Source organism: Adlercreutzia sp. CNCM I-6207 (genome assembly GCF_977072305.1).
This window is the reverse complement of record NZ_CDRVLZ010000004.1, coordinates 55,066-71,573: the sequence shown is the minus strand read 5'-3', so window position 1 is coordinate 71,573 and position 16,508 is coordinate 55,066. Positions and strand designations below refer to the sequence as shown.

General features: G+C 65.0%; 13 protein-coding genes. 7 read left to right on the top strand and 6 right to left on the bottom strand.

Annotated elements, in window-relative coordinates; all coding sequences use genetic code 11:
- The first annotated feature begins 76 nt into the window (after window positions 1-76).
- From ACW4QM_RS03285 to ACW4QM_RS03275, 3 genes are read left to right on the top strand one after another with little or no spacing between them, the layout of a single operon-like run.
- Window positions 77-2,146: a glycoside hydrolase family 2 protein gene (locus tag ACW4QM_RS03285; RefSeq protein ID WP_237974347.1), complete on the top strand. Its 2,070-nt coding sequence runs from the start codon at window positions 77-79 to the stop codon at window positions 2,144-2,146.
- A complete protein-coding gene (locus tag ACW4QM_RS03280; protein ID WP_161127644.1) occupies window positions 2,121-3,530 on the top strand; it encodes a galactokinase in 1,410 nt (469 codons plus the stop codon). Before ACW4QM_RS03285 ends, ACW4QM_RS03280 begins: the two co-directional genes overlap by 26 nt.
- The gene (locus ACW4QM_RS03275; RefSeq protein ID WP_237974346.1) at window positions 3,527-4,600 is read left to right on the top strand and encodes a hypothetical protein; all 1,074 of its coding nucleotides are present in this window, start codon (window positions 3,527-3,529) and stop codon (window positions 4,598-4,600) included. The genes ACW4QM_RS03280 and ACW4QM_RS03275 overlap by 4 nt, the downstream gene beginning before the upstream one ends.
- Here the strand turns inward: ACW4QM_RS03275 and amrA are convergent.
- Window positions 4,597-6,051 carry an AmmeMemoRadiSam system protein A gene (gene amrA / locus ACW4QM_RS03270; RefSeq protein WP_237974345.1) on the bottom strand — a complete coding sequence of 485 codons (1,455 nt, stop codon included), beginning with the start codon at window positions 6,049-6,051 and terminating at the stop codon, window positions 4,597-4,599. The genes ACW4QM_RS03275 and amrA overlap by 4 nt on opposite strands.
- A 294-nt stretch (window positions 6,052-6,345) precedes the next feature.
- Here amrA and ACW4QM_RS03265 point away from each other — a divergent pair, with 294 nt between their 5' ends.
- Together ACW4QM_RS03265 and ACW4QM_RS03260 are read left to right on the top strand one after the other, a co-directional pair.
- On the top strand, window positions 6,346-6,654 hold the full coding sequence (locus ACW4QM_RS03265; RefSeq protein WP_237974344.1) for a thioredoxin family protein: 309 nt from the start codon (window positions 6,346-6,348) through the stop codon (window positions 6,652-6,654).
- A gap of 65 nt (window positions 6,655-6,719) precedes the next feature.
- A complete protein-coding gene (locus ACW4QM_RS03260; protein ID WP_157012017.1) occupies window positions 6,720-7,847 on the top strand; it encodes an aldo/keto reductase in 1,128 nt (375 codons plus the stop codon).
- A 5-nt stretch (window positions 7,848-7,852) separates the two neighbouring features.
- Here ACW4QM_RS03260 and ACW4QM_RS03255 read toward each other — a convergent pair whose 3' ends face one another.
- Window positions 7,853-8,797: an AEC family transporter gene (locus ACW4QM_RS03255; RefSeq protein ID WP_237974342.1), complete on the bottom strand. Its 945-nt coding sequence runs from the start codon at window positions 8,795-8,797 to the stop codon at window positions 7,853-7,855.
- A gap of 431 nt (window positions 8,798-9,228) precedes the next feature.
- On the opposite strand from ACW4QM_RS03255, the gene ACW4QM_RS03250 reads away from it, so the two are divergent.
- Window positions 9,229-10,065: a deoxyribonuclease IV gene (locus ACW4QM_RS03250; RefSeq protein WP_237974341.1), complete on the top strand. Its 837-nt coding sequence runs from the start codon at window positions 9,229-9,231 to the stop codon at window positions 10,063-10,065.
- Window positions 10,066-10,073: 8 nt separating this feature from the next.
- Here the strand turns inward: ACW4QM_RS03250 and trhA are convergent, their stop codons facing one another.
- From trhA to ACW4QM_RS03235, 3 genes are all read right to left on the bottom strand, one after another.
- Window positions 10,074-10,814, bottom strand: coding sequence for a PAQR family membrane homeostasis protein TrhA (gene trhA, locus ACW4QM_RS03245; RefSeq protein WP_114539590.1), 741 nt, complete (start codon window positions 10,812-10,814; stop codon window positions 10,074-10,076).
- Window positions 10,815-10,936: 122 nt separating this feature from the next.
- The gene (locus ACW4QM_RS03240; protein WP_273701256.1) at window positions 10,937-11,827 is read right to left on the bottom strand and encodes an epoxyqueuosine reductase QueH; all 891 of its coding nucleotides are present in this window, start codon (window positions 11,825-11,827) and stop codon (window positions 10,937-10,939) included.
- Between the two features lie 19 nt (window positions 11,828-11,846).
- Window positions 11,847-12,362: a ferritin gene (locus ACW4QM_RS03235; protein WP_237974340.1), complete on the bottom strand. Its 516-nt coding sequence runs from the start codon at window positions 12,360-12,362 to the stop codon at window positions 11,847-11,849.
- Window positions 12,363-12,612: 250 nt separating this feature from the next.
- On the opposite strand from ACW4QM_RS03235, the gene ACW4QM_RS03230 reads away from it, so the two are divergent.
- On the top strand, window positions 12,613-15,807 hold the full coding sequence (locus ACW4QM_RS03230) for an ABC transporter ATP-binding protein/permease (protein WP_455798181.1): 3,195 nt from the start codon (window positions 12,613-12,615) through the stop codon (window positions 15,805-15,807).
- A gap of 309 nt (window positions 15,808-16,116) precedes the next feature.
- On the opposite strand, the gene ACW4QM_RS03225 is transcribed toward ACW4QM_RS03230, so the two are convergent.
- Window positions 16,117-16,488 (bottom strand): phage holin family protein, encoded by a 372-nt coding sequence (locus ACW4QM_RS03225; protein ID WP_022740483.1) that lies wholly within the window; start codon window positions 16,486-16,488, stop codon window positions 16,117-16,119.
- Between the last annotated feature and the right edge of the window lie 20 nt (window positions 16,489-16,508).

The window sequence follows — 16,508 nt, the reverse complement described above, 5'->3', positions numbered from 1 at the left end:
TATCATCTTACTCGTAAGGTAACGGGCCCGCCCGCGTAAGCGGCGGGCCCGTGCGCGATTGCGGGAAGGAGGGGCCATGGACATCAAACGAGTGCTGGCGAGCACGCCTCGCGACCACGACCCGGGCGCTGCCCGTCCGCTGCTCACGCGCTGGGGCGAGGCGCTCGATCCCGACTCCGTGCGCAGCGAGCATCCGCGCCCGCAGTTCGCCCGCGACCGTTTCACGTCTCTCAACGGCTGGTGGGACTACGCCTTCGTCCCCATGGGGGCTCATCGCACCGTGCGGCCGCCCGATGCGTTCGATGGGCGCATCCTCGTGCCCTTCTCGCCCGAGTCCCTGCTGTCGGGGGTGGGGCGCCAGCTTCAGCCCGACGAGCTTCTGTGGTACGTGCGCCGCGTGCCCGTTCCCGCCCTGGGCGAGGGCGAGCGCTGCCTGCTGCATTTCGAGGCCGTGGATTTCGCCTGCGCCTGCTGCGTGAACGGCCAGGTCGTGGGCACTCACGAGGGAGGGTATCTGCCGTTTTCCTTCGACATCACCGAGGCGATTGCGGCTGAAGTGCCCTGCGGCGCCAAGGACGCCGAGCCGGATGTCGGGGCCTCGGAGGCGAGGGTCGGGAATGCGGCGACCGGTGTTGTCGGAGATGCCGGAGGTGGAGCGGCGGGGGAGGGCCGGCCCGACTGCGAAAGAGCGGCCGACCTGGCTCCGGCGCCGCCGCGGGAGTTCGTGGTCGCCCTGTGCGTTCGCGATCCGAGCGATGCGGGTACCCAGCCGCGGGGCAAGCAGCGGCTCAAGTCGGGCGGCATCTGGTACACGGCCCAAAGTGGCATTTGGCAGCCGGTGTGGATGGAGGTCGTTCCCGCTCGCCGCGTGCTGGCCCTGGCGTTGCATCCCGACGCCGATGCCGGCACTCTGACGGCGGATGTCGATGTGAGCGGGGACGCGGGTCTGGTGCGCATCTACGTGTGCGACCCGACGGGCCGCCAGGTGGCCGCCGGCGCCGCTTTCGCCGAAGAGGGCTCGGTGCCGGTGGGCGAGGCGTCTTCTGAACAGGCGGGGCCGGCCCGCCGCGTACGCCTGCGGCTCGATCTCGGCGAGGTGCGCCGCTGGAGCCCCGACGACCCGTGTCTTTACGACATCACCGTGCGCTTCGGCACCGATGTCGTGCGCAGCTACACCGCCTTCCGCACGGTGAAGGTGGCGCCAGATGGGGCGGGACGCTTCCGCTTCTTCCTGAACGGCGAGCCGCTGCTTTTGCGCGGGGTGCTCGACCAGGGCTACTGGTCCGACGGCCTTATGACGGCGCCCTCCGATGCTGCGCTTGCCTTCGACATTCAGGCCATGAGGGACGCCGGTTTCAACATGGTGCGCAAGCACCTGAAGGTGGAGGCCGACCGCTGGTACTACCATTGCGATCGGCTTGGCATGCTGGTGTGGCAGGACATGGTGTCGGGCGGGGGCACCTACGACGGTTGGGAAACCAGCTACAAGCCGACGCTGTGGCGCGGGAGCTGGGGCGATTACAGTGATACTTCGGCGTCCCATCAGCGGAGGCTCGGCGCCGATGATGTCGCCTATCAGCGCCAGTGGATGCGGGAGTGCCGCGGCACGGTGGCCCACTTGCGCGCCCATCCCTCGGTGGTCACCTGGGTGCTGTTCAACGAGGGTTGGGGGCAATTCGACGCCCTGGCCTGCGCCGAGGAGGTTCACCTGCTGGATCCGACGCGGCCCATCGATGCCGTGAGCGGCTGGTACGACCAGGGCGTGGGCGATTTCCAAAGTGTCCACAACTACTTCCGCCCGCTTCAGGTCTATCGCGACCGGCGCGATCTGGCGGGCTATGCGCGGCTGGCCGGCGGCCGCGCCTTTGCGATCTCGGAATTCGGCGGGGTAGTGCACGCCGTGGCGGGTCACAGCGCCTTCGCGGGCACCTACGGCTACGGGGCCACCGACACGCCGGCCGAATGGCGCGCGGAGGTGCGCCGAACACTGGATACCGCGGGGGCCTTGGAGGGGGCGGGGCTTTCCGCCTACGTGTACACGCAGCTGTCGGACGTGGAAGAAGAGTGCAATGGCATCCTCACCTACGACCGGCGGGTGAACAAGCTGAAGGAGGACGGCGATGAGTGCGGTAGCGCTGAGATGTGAGGCGGACGCCGAGCACAAGTTGGCACATTTGCGGGAGCGGTTCACCGAGGCGTTTCCCGTGGTGGCGGCCGATGACGGTGTCGGCGGGAACGCCGGTGGGGACACCGACGACGGCGCCGACGGGGACACCGATGCGACCGCCCCGTTCGCGCCCGTGGCGGCCCACGGCACCTTCGTGCTCGCCTCGGCGCCGGGCCGGTTGGAGGTGGCGGGCAACCACGTGGACCACCAGGGCGGCCGCGTCATCTCCTCGGCCATCGGCGAGCGCGTCTGGGGGCTTGCGGCCGAAAACGGAAAGCATCTGGTGCGGGTGTCCATGGAGGGCTTCGGCACCGATGTGATCGATCTGAACGATGCGGACTGGCGGGCGCCCCACGGCGTGGAGACCCAGTCCTCCGGCGCCCTTCTGCGCGGCATGCTGGCCGCCTACGACGAGGCGGGCGGCACGTTGCGCGGCTTCGATCTGGCCACCTGCTCGGAGGTGCCCGCCGGCTGTGGCCTGTCCTCCTCGGCGGCCTTCGAGGTGATGGTAGGCGCCGTTCTGGAGGCGCTGTTCGGCCCCGGCCCCTTCGCCGGCACGTCGTCGCCGGCGCCGGCTCAGGACGCCGTGGAAGAGGAGGGGGGTCGCTTCGTTCCCCTTGATCCCGTGGCCTTGGCTCTGGCGGGCGTGACCGCTGAGCAGCGCTACTTCGGCAAGCCCTGCGGCGCCCAGGATCAGCTGGCCAGCGCCTGCGGAGGCACGGTGCTTCTCGATTTCGGGCCGAAAGTACCCACGGTGACCCCGCTTGCCTTCGACGCGACGGGCGTCGGCTATGCGGTGGTGCTCGTCGACTCGCGCCAGGATCACTCGGTGCACACCGAGGAGTTCGCTTCCGTCCCGGCCGACATGCGCATGGTGGCCAATCATCTGGGCGCCGCGCGCCTGGGTGACGTAAGCGTCGATGCGCTGTTCGCGAGCCTACAGGACATCCGCGCGGCCTTGGGCGACGGGCGCGTCATGCGGGCCCTGCACTACTTCGACGAGGTGGCCCGGGTCGATCGGCAGTGTCAGGCTTTGGAAGAGGGGGATTTCCCGCTGTTTTTGAAGTGCGTGCGTCTGTCGGGGGCCTCCTCCGCTCAGTTTCTGCAGAACGTGTCCCCGCACGGCGACGGCTCCGGGGAGCGCCAGCCGGCCATGCTCATTCAGGGGCTGTGCGCGCACCTGCTCAGCGAAGAGGGCGCCTGGCGCATCCACGGCGGCGGTTTTGGCGGATCGGTGCTGGCGCTCGTGCCCGTCGGCGAGGTTTCCGGCTTCATGGAAGCGATGGACGGCCTGCTCGGCTACCGGGCCTGCCGTGAGGTGGTCGTGGGCGGCCCCGGCGTGCTGGCGAGGCGGCTGCCATGAGCGGGGCCGCAAGAGGCACGGAAGGTGCCGTGGACGAGCGCGGCAATCCTTTCTGGACGTACGATTCTCCGACAGGGCCCTTGGAGATCACCATCAACCGGGCCAAGCCCGAGAAGGATCCGCGGGACATCGCCGCCGCAGATCGCAGCGATGTCGCTTCCTGCGACTTGTGCTGGGAGGCGTCGGGGGAGGACGGCCCGGCGCATCTGCGGCGCTCGGGCGCGCCCGTCACCGAGGTGGAGCTCGGCGGCGAGCCCTGGGCCTGGTGGTTCTCGCCTTACGGCTACCTTCCCGAGCACCTCATCGTGGCGTCCCGCGTGCATCGCCCCATGGCCGTGGGCCACGGCACCGTCGCGCGGCTGCTCGATTTCTCGGACGCCTATCCGCAATGGTTCATCGGATCCAATGCCGATTTGCCCATCGTCGGGGGCTCCCTTCTGGGCCACGACCACTTCCAAGGTGGTAGCCACCGCTTCCCGCTGATGGACGCGCCGATTGCGCGAGCGTTTTCCATCGAAGGCTTGGAAGGTGTGAAAGCCGGTATCGTGCGCTGGCCCGCATCCGTGGTGCGCCTGCGCAGCCGCGATCGCTCGGCTCTCGCCGAGGCGGCCTGTCGCGTCCTGGACGCCTGGCGTCCCTTCAGCTTCGAGGAATGCGGCATTCGGGCCTTCTCGCTCGTCCCGGACGACGGCCGCGAAGGCGCCGTGAGCGCTTCAGGCGCCCTGGCCTCGCCTGCGCGTTTCGTCCAACACAACACGGCGAATCCCATCCTGTGGCGCGAGGGCGGCGACTACGTGATGGATCTCGTGCTGCGCAACAACCGCACGACGGCAGAGCGCCCCTTCGGGCTTTTCCATGTGCCCGAGCGGCTCTTCCACATCAAGAAGGAGAACATCGGCCTCATCGAGATTATGGGCCGCGCCATCCTCCCCGCGCGCCTGGCGGCCGAACTTCCCGCCGTGAAGGACGAGTGCAGCCGCGCCTTCTACGAGATTCTGCAGGCCACGGGCGTCTTCAAGGACGACCCCGCCGGCCGCCGCGGCTGGGAGACTTTCCTCGCGACTATCTAGGAGCGTCGCGGCTCGCCGCCGGCGGTGTGGCGGACGACCTCGAAGCGCTCGAGGTGCACCTGCTCGTCTGGCCGGATGCCCGCTTTCTGCTTGGCGATGGCGATCTGGTCGAAGACGGTGTCGACGCCTTCCAAATCGGGAAGCAGAAGGCCCCGGCGATGCCCGCGAGTCACGATGACGCCGTAGCGCGCCGGATCGAGCTCTTCCAGGTTGTCAACGGGCTCCGATTCGCCGAGCACGTCCACGGAATACTCGAGGAAGGGAAGTTCCTCGGGGCGCACGGGGGCGAAACGCGGATCCTCGGTGGCCGCCGCCACGCCGTTACGAATGACCTCCTCGGCAAGGCTTTTGCGCACCGGCGCAATGGTGCCGATGCAGCCGCGCAGCTGCCCGTGCTTGTGCAGGCTCACGAAGGCCCCGGCGCGCCGGCCGGTCAGCTCCTCGGGTGCGTCGGTGGGAAGGGGTAAGACGGTGCCCTGAGCGACGATGGACTCCACGCTCGCCCGGGCGAGGGCCACAATCGGGTCGTCTCCGGGGTGCGGCGGCCACGCCGGCGAACCGCCGCGAGCCCCGCCGATCTCGCGATCCTCTTCCCGCACGATTTCGGCCGCCGCCTCCTCTTCGGTGCTCTCGGGCGCGTCCTCGATTTCGAAGGCGGCCACGGCGTAGCCCACGCCGAAGGGCCCCTCGTAGCTTAAGAGCTCGGAAGCGAAGGGCTCGCCGGTCGCCTCTAGGGCGCCGGCCATGATCTGGAAGGAGCGCAGCCCGCACTCGGCGGCGCCGTCGCAGAGGGCGGCGTCCAGGCCGAACAGGCCTTCCAAATTCCCGTGGGCGAACATCTCGGCTACCGTACGGTCGAACTTAGGTCCTTCCGGGGCGAATCCGTAGGGGCCGTCCTCCTTCAGCTTGTGGGACATATCCCCGCTTGCGACGAGCACGCAGCGGCGCCCCAGGGCGCGAGCGGCTTCGGTGATGGCCCGGCCCAGAAAGCGGTGGTCGGCCTCGGAAAGTCCCGAGAGCCCCATCCGCACCACCGTCACGGAATCAAGATTGATAGTCTCTTCCAGGAAATGGAGCGGCACGAAGGTGGCATGGTCGATGTCGGCCATGGACGCGGGGGCGCCGGCCGAGGGGATGCCCCGGCGGTGCAGGCGCGCGGTCACGTCCTGAGCGAAGGGAAGGTCGGTGCGGGTCGTCACGCGCTCGTCCGGCTGCCCGAAGGCGGCCAGCGAGTCAGTTTCCTCCGGCGTGTCGGCGATGAAGAACCCGTCACGGTACAGCGGCGCGTGAGGCGAGGTGATGACGATAAGGTCGGGTCGGTGGGCGGCCACGCGTCGGGCGACCTCGCGGTAGGCGGCGATGGTGTCGGCGATGGCCGCCTCCTGGCCGCGCCCGACGGCGGGCACGATGAGCGGCGGATGGGGAACGGCGTAGGCAGCGAGCAGGGCCATGGGATCACCTTTCTTTTGGAGGAGCGCGGGGGGGCGAATGCCGGCGCGGGCGCGGACGTTCGCGCGGATCTTCCCGTGACAGTGGGTTTTGCATTCATGATGACCCACCGCATCCGTATTCCCCACCGAACCGCCAAAGCGTCACGGGATTGTATTCGCCGTCTTCCAACAAACAGGCAACAATCGGGCGCGCGGAGATAACAGAACAGTCGCGTCGCTGGTCTCGTTGCATTCCGAAACCACAATAGGGGACGCATCTGACTGTGGACTCATCCCCAGCAAAGGAGAGCTATCATGATCGAGATTCTGAACGAGGGCAACTTCGATGAGAAGGTCCTGCAATCGAGCGGCAACGTACTTGTCGAGTTCTTCGCCACCTGGTGCCCGCACTGCCAGCGCATGATGCCCATCATCAGCGACGTGGCCGAGCGCGTCCAGGGCCAGGCCGTGGTCTACCAGGTTGATGTCGACAAGTCACCCGACCTTGCCCAAACCTACGCGCCCAACGGCTTTCCGTCCTTCGCCTTGTTCGTGAACGGCCAGCTCGCCGAAACCCTGGTGGGCGAGCAGACCGAAGAGCGTTTGCTTGCGCTTGTTGCCTAATCGCTTGACTTGGAGCCGACTCCAACCTTTATCATTCTCCTCATCAATGATTGAGAGGAGAATTCATGACCGCATCTTACGAGGGCGTGGCGAAGCTCGGCTTCGGTGCCATGCGCCTTCCGCTCGCAGACCCCGACGACGTGACCGCCATCGACATCGAGCAGCTGAAGGCCATGATGGACGAGTTCATCGCGAAGGGCGGTACCTACGTGGACACCGCGTTTGTCTACCACAACGGCGCCTCTGAGACGGCTCTGCGCGAGGCGCTCGTGGAACGCTACCCGCGGGACGCCTACACCCTCGCCACAAAGTGTCTGGCCTGGGCGTGCCCCACGAAGGAGGAGGCCCAGGCGTGCCTGCCCACTTCTCTTGAGCGGCTGGGGGTCGACTACATCGACTATTACCTGCTGCACAACCTAGGCGGCGCGCGCACGGCCAAGTTCGACGAGTACGACATGTGGAACTACGTGGCGAAGGCGAAGGCCGACGGGCTCGTGCGCCACGTCGGCTTCTCCATGCACGACGGCCCCGAGACGCTGGAGGAGATTCTGACGGCGCATCCCGAGGTGGACTTCGTGCAGCTGCAGGTAAACTACCTGGATTGGGACGACCCGGTCACCCAGTCTGCCCGCTGCATGGAAGTGGCCGCGGCCCACGGCGTGCCCGTCATCATCATGGAACCGGTGCGCGGCGGCCGTTTGGCGAACTTGCCCGAGCGTGGCGCCGAGGTGCTGGCCGCTGCCGATCCCGATGCGAGCCAGGCGAGCTGGGCCTACCGCTTCTGCCTCGATCTGCCGGGCGTGCTCACGGTGCTCGCCGGCGCCTCCACGCTCGATCAGATGCGGGACAACATGGCCACCTTCCAAAGCCACGCGCCGCTGACCGAGGCGGAGCGCGGTGCCATCGACGGCGCCATCGCGGCCCTGCGCAGCGTGGATCTCATCCCATGCACGAACTGCGGCTACTGCGTGAAGGACTGCCCCGAGGGTGTGAAGATCCCCATCGCCATGAACCTGTTGAATCTGGAGAAGACCTGCGAGGACAACGAGTTCGTCAAGGGTCTCTACTCTTGGCAGGCCGCCGAGGGCCCCGCGTCCAAGTGCATCCAGTGCGGCACCTGCGAGGCTATGTGCCCCCAGTCCATCGGCATCATCGACCACCTCGCCGAAGCCGTCGAGCACTTCGAGGGGTAGTCTTCCTACATCACCACACCCACGAACCCTGCCAGTAGGGGGATGCTCGCTATTGCCAGCACGGTGGTGACGAAGGTGCCCTGGGCCATGACCCGGGAGTTGCCGCCGTACTGGTAGCAGAGCATGGTGCCGTTGGTGGCCACCGGCATGCCCGCCAGCACCACCGCCACTGAGAACATGAGCCCCGCCGGCACGAATGCGTGGAAGACCGCCCAGATGATGGCCGGCATCACGAGCAGGCGGAACACCGAGCAGGTCCACAGGCGCGGGCCGCCGATGAGGTCGCGCACTGGCAGGTTCGCGAGCGACGAGCCGATGATGAGCAGCGCCGCCGGCGTGGTGATGGAGCCGAGCGTGTTCAGCGCCTCCCCCAGAATCGGCGCATGGTGAATGCCGGCAAGCGTGAGAACCACCGCCGCCACGCATGACAGCATGACCGGTGTGACGAAAGTGCGCCAGCTGGTTTGCACCTTTACGTCGCCATCAATATCCTGGGTGAGAAACCATGCGCCCACGGTGAACACGAAGAAGTTGAAGGGCAGATTGAACACGGCGGCGTACACGAGCGCATCGGGGCCGAAGATGGCCGAGAGCACCGGATACCCGATGAACCCGACATTGCCGAAGCAGAGCATGAACCGGTACACGCCCCGGTGCCCGTCGGGAATGCGCAGAAGCAGCGTGAACCCGTAGGCCACGGCGAACATGACAAAAGTACTCGCCACGGAAAGCCCCAGGCACAACCACACTTCCGCTTGTGTGGGCAGCTCAGTGGCCGTGAGCACCGAGCCCAAGATCATGCCCGGCAACGCAATGTTGATGACCAGCTTCGAGAGCATGTGGTCGAACTCGTCGTTCATGAAGCGTAGCCTCTTCGCGGCGTAGCCCACTCCCACGATGACGAACAGCGTGATGATCTCCTTGAATATGCCTATCATGCCCTCGGTCATGGGGCGAAGCTCTCTTTCTCCGATTGCGGAACGCTCGCTCGATCCTTTGCGACTCTCGTCGGTCTTCTCGAGCAATTTGCAGGACAGATTGTGGCAAAAAAATCGAGTTGTTAGACTTTCAGGGGTGCGGCAAATGGATTTATGGAACGATTTAGGTCTCTTCAGGCATCGGATGCGGCTTCTTTCGGTGTTTTCGGCGCTACTGGCAGGTGCTGGATGAATCGAAATGTCTAACAACTCGAAATTCTTGCCCAAATTTGGACTTCGGATTGCCTCGCAGGCGAGGGCGAGAATATCGCGACGCGCATTGCGGTTCCGGCATCGCGTCCCCGCGTTGTAGAGGCTACGGGTTTTCTGGAAAGCGCGCGACGATGCGGCTCGGTGGCGTATACTGACCAGCGCTGCGTTAGCTTCGTCGAAAGGATGAGTCCGTGTTCACCATCGGTTGTCATTTGTCCAGCGCCAAGGGGTATCTGAAGATGGCCCAGGATGCGGCCTCTATCGACGGGAACACGTTCCAGTTCTTCACGCGCAACCCGCGCGGCGGCAAGGCCAAGGCCATCGACCCGGCCGATGTTGCCGCGTTTCACGAGTTCGCTGTCGCCCACGGCATCACGACGTTTCTGGCCCACGCGCCCTACACCATGAACCCGGCAGCGGCCAAGCCCGAGACGCGCGCCTTTGCCATCGAGCTCTTAACCGACGACCTCATGCGTATGGAAAACACCCCCGGCCAGCTGTACAACATGCATCCGGGCTGCCATGTGGGCCAAGGCGCCGAGACGGGCATCGCGCTCATCGCCGATGCGCTGAATCAGGTGATTGCGCCCGAGCAGTCCACCACGCTGCTGCTTGAAACCATGGCAGGCAAGGGCACGGAGGTCGGCGGCCGTTTTGAAGAGCTGGCCGCCATCATCGACGCCGTGGAATTGGACGAGAAAGTGGGCGTGTGCCTGGACACCTGCCACGTGTGGGACGGCGGCTACAACATCGCCGGCGATCTGGACGGCGTGTTGGAGGAGTTCGATCGCGTGATTGGGCTCGACCGCCTGCGCGCCATCCACTTGAACGACTCGAAGAACCCGCTCGGCGCCCACAAGGACCGCCACGCCCCCATCGGCGAGGGCTGCATCGGCTTTGACGCGCTCGCTGCCGTGACGAACCACCCGGTCCTACGCGATCTGCCCTTCTTCCTGGAAACGCCTCAGGACGATCTTTCCGGCTGGGGCCGCGAAATCGCCGCCCTGCGCGCCGCGCACACCGAGTAGCTGCAGCGCTAAATCACGAAGAAGTACACGCTGAAGAACTGCAGGCAGCTGGCGGCCAGCACGAACAGGTGAAAAATCGAGTGCATGTAACGCACCTTTTTGAAGATGTAGAACACGGCGCCCACGGTATAGCTGATGCCGCCGGCAACCAAGAGCCAGAAGCCTGCGGGGGCCAGCTCGGCGAACAGCGTCGGGATGAAGAACACGATGGACCAGCCGAGCGCCACGTAAAGCACGGCCGATATCCAACGGGGACGGTAGGTCCAGAAGGCTTCAAAGGCGATGCCGACAAGTGAGACGGCCCAGACGAAGGCGGCGAGCCAGATGCCGCCCACATGTCCCAAGGTGATGAGGCAGTAAGGGGTGTAGGTGCCGGCGATGAGCAGGTAGATGCCGGAATGGTCGAGCACTTTGAACACGCGTTTGGCGCGTTCTGCTGCCAGCGCGTGGTACAGCGTGGACATAAGGTACTCCAGCAACTGCGCGATGCCGTACACGAGGGCCGCTGCTAAAAGGATGCCGCCGCCATCGGCCACCGACTTCACGATGAGAAGCACGAGGGCCGCCACGGCCAGGCCCGCCCCTACGCCATGGGTGACGGCGTTGAAGATCTCCTCGCCCAAGGTGTACTCGCGCACGGGCTTTTTGCCGGAGCGCTTGATGAGTTCCCGAATTTCGGGCGACACCTTGGCCGCCGCCGCAGCGGCGTTGGGGGAGAGCTCGGGATGGGTTAGGCGAATGTTGGGCATCGCGTCCTCCTTCGCGTGCGGATAGATCACCGCATCATAGACCATTGGTCAGGCTTCCCAGACAACGATAGGCAAACCGTAGGAGAAAGGCAAATCACGGCAAGACGCCACGAGAGATGCGGCTACTGCTGCTCGCGCAGGGCTTTGAGAATGGCGCGCTTTTTGGCCTGCTTGTCGGCGTAGGCCTGCTTCTCGGCGCGGGTGCGGGCGCGTTCGGCTTCGGCGGCAGCGCGCTCGTCGGCATGGGCTGCAAGCTCCGCTTCGCGGGCGGCTCGTCGGGCGGCGCGACGCTCTTCGCGCTCGGCGGCGGCCTCGGCGTCGGAGAAGCGGCAGCCGCAGTAGTTCTGGCGGTACATGCCGCCCTCGCGCGAGCGCCGGGTGGCCTCGTCGTAGAAGGGGCGGTAGTCTGCGAAGCAGGCCTTGATGCCCTCGCGGGCGCAGGCGCGCTCCAGCTCTTCGCGGATGATGCGGGTGTACTGGTAGGGGCTCACCGAAAGCGTGGTGCCAAGGGCAGCGAAGCCGTGCTCGCGGGCGTAGCGCGCGGCTTCTTCAAAGCGCAGGCGGTAGCAAGCCCGGCAGCGGGCCTCGCGAGCCCGACGCGCTGCCGTACGCCCTTCCGTAGGGGCGGGGCTTGCGCCGCCCTCATCGAGCACGGTTGACTTGCTTGATGAGGGGCGACCAAGGTCGCCCCCTACGGGATTTGTCCCAAAGAGGGCTTCCTCCTCAAGATCGCCTTCTTCGTTGGCGATGACGCCGAACTTGGCTTCGGCAGCGTCGCCTATGCGGCCGGCAGTGGCCTCCCAAGCCTCGGGGTCGTAGGCGCCTTCCACGACTTCCACGTCGGCGTCCGCGGCCCATTCGCGCAGGGTAGCCAGGCGGCGGGCGTATTCCTCGGCAGGGTGGATGTTCGAGTTCGCGTAGAACACGACGGGTTCCACCCCTTCCGAGCGCAAAATGCGGACCGGCTCCAAGGAGCACGGTCCGCAGCAAGCATGTAACAGGATGCGTTCCAAGGGTGGCAAGCTCGGCGGCCTACTTGCCGGCCAGGGGGCTCGGCACGGTGTAGACGCGGGCGGCGCAGGCCTGATCCAGGTCGTACAGGCCCTTCGGGTCGCCGCCGAACAGCTTCATGTTGGTGATCATGGTGTCGGCGTTGTCCTCTTCCTCCAGCTGCTCGTCGATGAACCAGCCGAGGAACTTCTGGGCGCGGTAGTCGTGGGCCTCGAGCGCCGCGGTGTAGATGTCGTTGATGAGCGAGGTCACGTACTTCTCGTGCTCCATGGCGGCCTCGAGCGGCTCCAGGAAGTTCGCGAAGGTCTTGTCGGGCATATCGATGGCCAGAAGCTTCACGGCCTCGCCGTTCTCATGCAGGTAGTTGCGGAAGATCATCGCGTGATCGCGCTCTTCCTGAGCCTGGATCTCGAAGTAGTTAGCGTAGCCGGACAGGCCCTCCTCCTCGTAGTAGTCGGCGAAGGAGAGGTACAGGTAGGCGGAGTGCAGCTCCTTGTTGATCTGGTCGTTGATGAGCTCGTAGACCTTGGCGTCCATAGTTGTCCTTTCTCGTTGGTCGGCGCGATGCCGTCTGGCGCAACGGGGCGTTGAGCGTGGGGCCCGCATCCGCGCAGCTGGCGGGGAACGCCGACGCTTCTTGGTGAACCGCATGACAGGATACCGCGAAACCGCTTAATCTTCGTGGCAAATCTATGCAAATAACCCGCTTTTAACGAAAGCGCCAGACGGCGCGCACCGCCGCACCTTCATAATGGCTCCCGAGAATTGAAGGAAAGGGAACGCGCGCATGCTGCAGCTCAAGAATATCTGCAAGTCCTACACGACGGGCGACTTCACCCAGGTGGCCTTGAACGACGTCTCCATCTCGTTCCGCGACAACGAATTCGTGGCGATTCTGGGGCCGTCGGGCTCGGGCAAGACGACGCTTTTGAACGTGATGGGAGGTCTTGACCACTACGACTCTGGCGACATGATCGTCGACGGCATTTCCACCCACCGCTACAAGGACCGCGATTGGGACACTTTCCGCAACAACCGCATCGGGTTCGTGTTCCAGAGCTACAACCTCATCCCGCACCAGACCATCCTGCAGAACGTGGAGCTGGCGCTGACGCTCTCGGGCGTGGGGAAGGCCGAGCGCACCCGCCGCGCCAAGGAGGCCCTGGCATCGGTCGGGCTGTCCGAGCATTTGAACAAGAAGCCGAGCCAGCTTTCGGGCGGTCAGATGCAGCGCGTCGCCATCGCCCGCGCGCTCATCAACGATCCGGAGATCGTGCTGGCCGACGAGCCCACCGGCGCGCTTGACTCCCATACCTCGGTGCAGATCATGGACCTGCTCACTCAGATCGCCAAGGACCGTCTGGTCATCATGGTCACCCACAACCCGGAGCTGGCGGCCGAGTACGCCACGCGCACGGTGAACCTCGCCGACGGCGTCATCCGCTCGGACACAGACCCCTATTTCCCCACGGAAGCGGAAATGCACGCCTCGCGCAAGCCCATCCGCAAGACCTCGATGAGCTTTCTCACGGCGCTCGCGCTGTCGGCGAACAACCTTATGACCAAGAAGGGCCGCACCATCATGACGGCCTTCGCCGGCTCCATCGGCATCATCGGCATCGCGGCCATACTCGCGCTCGCCAACGGCGTGGACAACTACATCGAGCGCACCGAGGAGGAGACGCTGTCGGTGTACCCGCTGCAGATCATGTCCACGGGCTTCGACATGACGGCGCTCATGGGCATGGCCGTCGATGGGAGCACGGGCGACGGGGGAGATGCGACGGGCGAGGGCACCGGCGACGACCCGCTTGCGGAAATGGGCCTTCAAGGTGGCAAGAACGGGGACGAGAACGACCCGGCCGCCGACGGCAACGTGCCCGAGACGCGCATGGTCACCGACATGTTCGCGAGCCTGGAGAACAACGACCTCGCCTCGCTCAAGCTGTTCCTCGACGAGAACGGCGGCGACATCAACAGCTACGTGAACTCCATCGAGTACTCCTACAACGTGGTGCCCCAGATCTTCGACGGCAACACCGAGGACGGGGTGCGCCAGATCAATCCGGACACGACGTTCTCCGCCTTCGGTATGGGCTCCGGTTCGTCCAACGCGCTCATGTCGTCCATGTACTCCACCGATGTGTTCAGCGAGATGATGGGCAACACCGCCATTGTGGAGGAGCAGTACGACGTGAAGGCGGGCCGGTGGCCTTCCGCCTACAACGAGTGCGTCGTGGTGCTGACCGCGAACGGAACGGTGCCCGATCTGGTGAGCTATGCCCTGGGGCTGCGCGATCACGCGGTGCTCGAGGACATGATCGACCAGTTCATGAACGAGGAGGACGTGGAAAGCCCCGACGACAACCTCACGTTCACCTACGACGAGATCATGGGCGTGTCGCTGAAGATGGTGCCCGCCGCCGACTTCTACACCTATGACGAGGAGAACAAGGTCTGGGTCGACAAAACCGGCGACGAGGAGTACATGAAGGGGCTCGTGGACGCCGGCGAGGAGCTGAAAATCGTCGGCATCGTGCAGCCGCGGCCGGACGCGAAGGCCACGGCGCTTTCCATGGGCATCTACTACACGCCCGAGCTGACGCGCCATCTGATCGAGCAGGCCTCCGAGACCGCCATCGTGCAGGAGCAGCTGAATTACCCGACCATCGACGTGTTCAACGGCAAGGATTTCGCCGAGGAAGAGGAATCGGGCTCGGATTTCTCTATGGAAAACCTGTTCAGCATCGACGAGGAGGCGCTGCAGAACGCCTTCAAGTTCGATGAGTCGAAGTTGAACATGGACACGAGCGCGCTGGGCGAGGGGATGTCGGCGAGCGATCTGCCGGCGATGCCCGGGCTCGATGCAAGTGCGTTGAACCTGGATGTGACCTCCGCCTTCAACAGCGACGCCATGGGCGAGATGATGGGTGCGGCGCTGGCCGGCTACACCCAGGCCCTCGGCGCCGCCTATGCCCAGGCCGCGGCGTCGGGCACGCCGCCGGACTTCCAGACGCTGGCGCAGTCGACGCTGGAGTCCTACGCCCAAAGCCCCGAGCTGCAGGCCATTATGGGGCAGTACGCGGCGCAGATCGTCGATGCCAACGCCCTGCAGAAGGAGATGGCAACGAAGATCTCCGCAGCCCTGGAATCTTCCATGAAAGCCTACATGGAGCAGGTCATGGCCACGATCACCGCCAAGACCCAGGCCTCGGTGCAGAAGGTGATGGGCGACATGGCGGCGAGCATTCCTCTGGCCATGTCCGTGGATACCGGCGCTTTCCAGAACGCCTTCCAAATGAAGATGACCGAAGAGGAGCTGACCGAGCTCATCATGTCGCTCATGAGCAATGGGACGCGGTCCTTCGATGCGAACCTGAGCAAGTTGGGTTACGCGGAGCTTTCTAAGCCCTCGCAGATCGACATTTATCCGGATAATTTCGAGGACAAGCAGCAGGTCATCGCCATTCTGGACGATTACAACGACCGCATGGTGGCCTCGGGGCAGGACGACAAGAAAGTCTCCTACACGGATTTCGTGGGCACGCTCATGAAATCGGTCACGACGATCGTGGACATGATCAGCTACGTGCTCATCGCGTTCGTGGCCATATCGCTCGTGGTGTCGTCCATCATGATCGGCATCATCACCTACATCTCGGTGCTCGAGCGCAAGAAGGAGATCGGCATCCTGCGCGCCATCGGCGCGAGCAAGGGCGACATCTCGCGGGTGTTCAACGCCGAGACCATCATCGAGGGCCTGACGGCGGGCCTGATCGGCGTGGGGGTCGTGGCGCTCGTGTGCATTCCGGTCAACGCCATTGTGTACGGGCTTCTGGACGTGCCCGACATCGCCATGCTGCCGCCGGTGGCGGGAGCGATCCTCGTGGCCATCAGCGTGTTCCTGTCGTTTGTCGCCGGCCTGTTCCCCGCGATGGCCGCCGCCCGCAAAGACCCGGTGGAGGCCCTGCGCTCGGAGTAGGGCGACACATGCGATGAGGCGGCGCGCGAAGGGGTTGCGCCGATGGTAAGAGTCTCGAAAACGTAGCCCGAGAGGGGATTTTGCCAGCTCTCTCCAACAAGTCTGGCATTATCCCCTCCCGGGCTACGGTGTAAACATCATTTAACTTTTTCTTTCTCAGAGAAACGCCTGGTCAGCGTCTTTTGATATGCTTGGCGCAGAAAAAGACCCGTAGCCCGAGGCCTGAAAATGTCGGAACACGCTGGGGCGCCTGGCAAAATGCCCTCTCTGGCTACGGGTTGCCGCAAGCGCTGGGGGCTGCAGCTGAGATTACGCGTCGTTGCCGATGAGGCCGTTGACGAGGGCGGACACCAGCGAGATGACGATGGAGGCCACAAAGGCGCTGCCGAAGCTGGCGATGTAGAAGCCGGCGCCGAACAGCCCGTTGGCGAGCCACGCGGCGATGTAGAGCAGAAGCGTGTTCACCACGAGATAGAAGATGCCCAGGGTGAGCACGGTCACCGGCAGCGAGAGGATCTGCAGAATCGGCTTGATGGACATGTTGATGAGCGACAGAATGAGTGCGAAGAACACGATGCCCACCCAGGATGCGCTGTTGCTCAAGATCTCGATGCCCGGCACGAGCCACACGGCGGCGGCGACGGAGATGGCGGTGACGATCCAGCGAATGATGAAGTTCATAAGTGCCTCCTTTTCCTGTG

Bases quoted from the DNA above. Each gene is read 5' to 3' on its own strand.
- ACW4QM_RS03285 (WP_237974347.1), top strand. From the start codon at position 77: ATGGACATCAAACGAGTGCTGGCGAGCACGCCTCGCGACCACGACCCG.
- ACW4QM_RS03280 (WP_161127644.1), top strand. From the start codon at position 2,121: ATGAGTGCGGTAGCGCTGAGATGTGAGGCGGACGCCGAGCACAAGTTG.
- ACW4QM_RS03275 (WP_237974346.1), top strand. From the start codon at position 3,527: ATGAGCGGGGCCGCAAGAGGCACGGAAGGTGCCGTGGACGAGCGCGGC.
- amrA (WP_237974345.1), bottom strand. From the start codon at position 6,051: ATGGCCCTGCTCGCTGCCTACGCCGTTCCCCATCCGCCGCTCATCGTG.
- ACW4QM_RS03265 (WP_237974344.1), top strand. From the start codon at position 6,346: ATGATCGAGATTCTGAACGAGGGCAACTTCGATGAGAAGGTCCTGCAA.
- ACW4QM_RS03260 (WP_157012017.1), top strand. From the start codon at position 6,720: ATGACCGCATCTTACGAGGGCGTGGCGAAGCTCGGCTTCGGTGCCATG.
- ACW4QM_RS03255 (WP_237974342.1), bottom strand. From the start codon at position 8,797: ATGACCGAGGGCATGATAGGCATATTCAAGGAGATCATCACGCTGTTC.
- trhA (WP_114539590.1), bottom strand. From the start codon at position 10,814: ATGCCCAACATTCGCCTAACCCATCCCGAGCTCTCCCCCAACGCCGCT.
- ACW4QM_RS03235 (WP_237974340.1), bottom strand. From the start codon at position 12,362: ATGGACGCCAAGGTCTACGAGCTCATCAACGACCAGATCAACAAGGAG.
- ACW4QM_RS03230 (WP_455798181.1), top strand. From the start codon at position 12,613: ATGCTGCAGCTCAAGAATATCTGCAAGTCCTACACGACGGGCGACTTC.
- ACW4QM_RS03225 (WP_022740483.1), bottom strand. From the start codon at position 16,488: ATGAACTTCATCATTCGCTGGATCGTCACCGCCATCTCCGTCGCCGCC.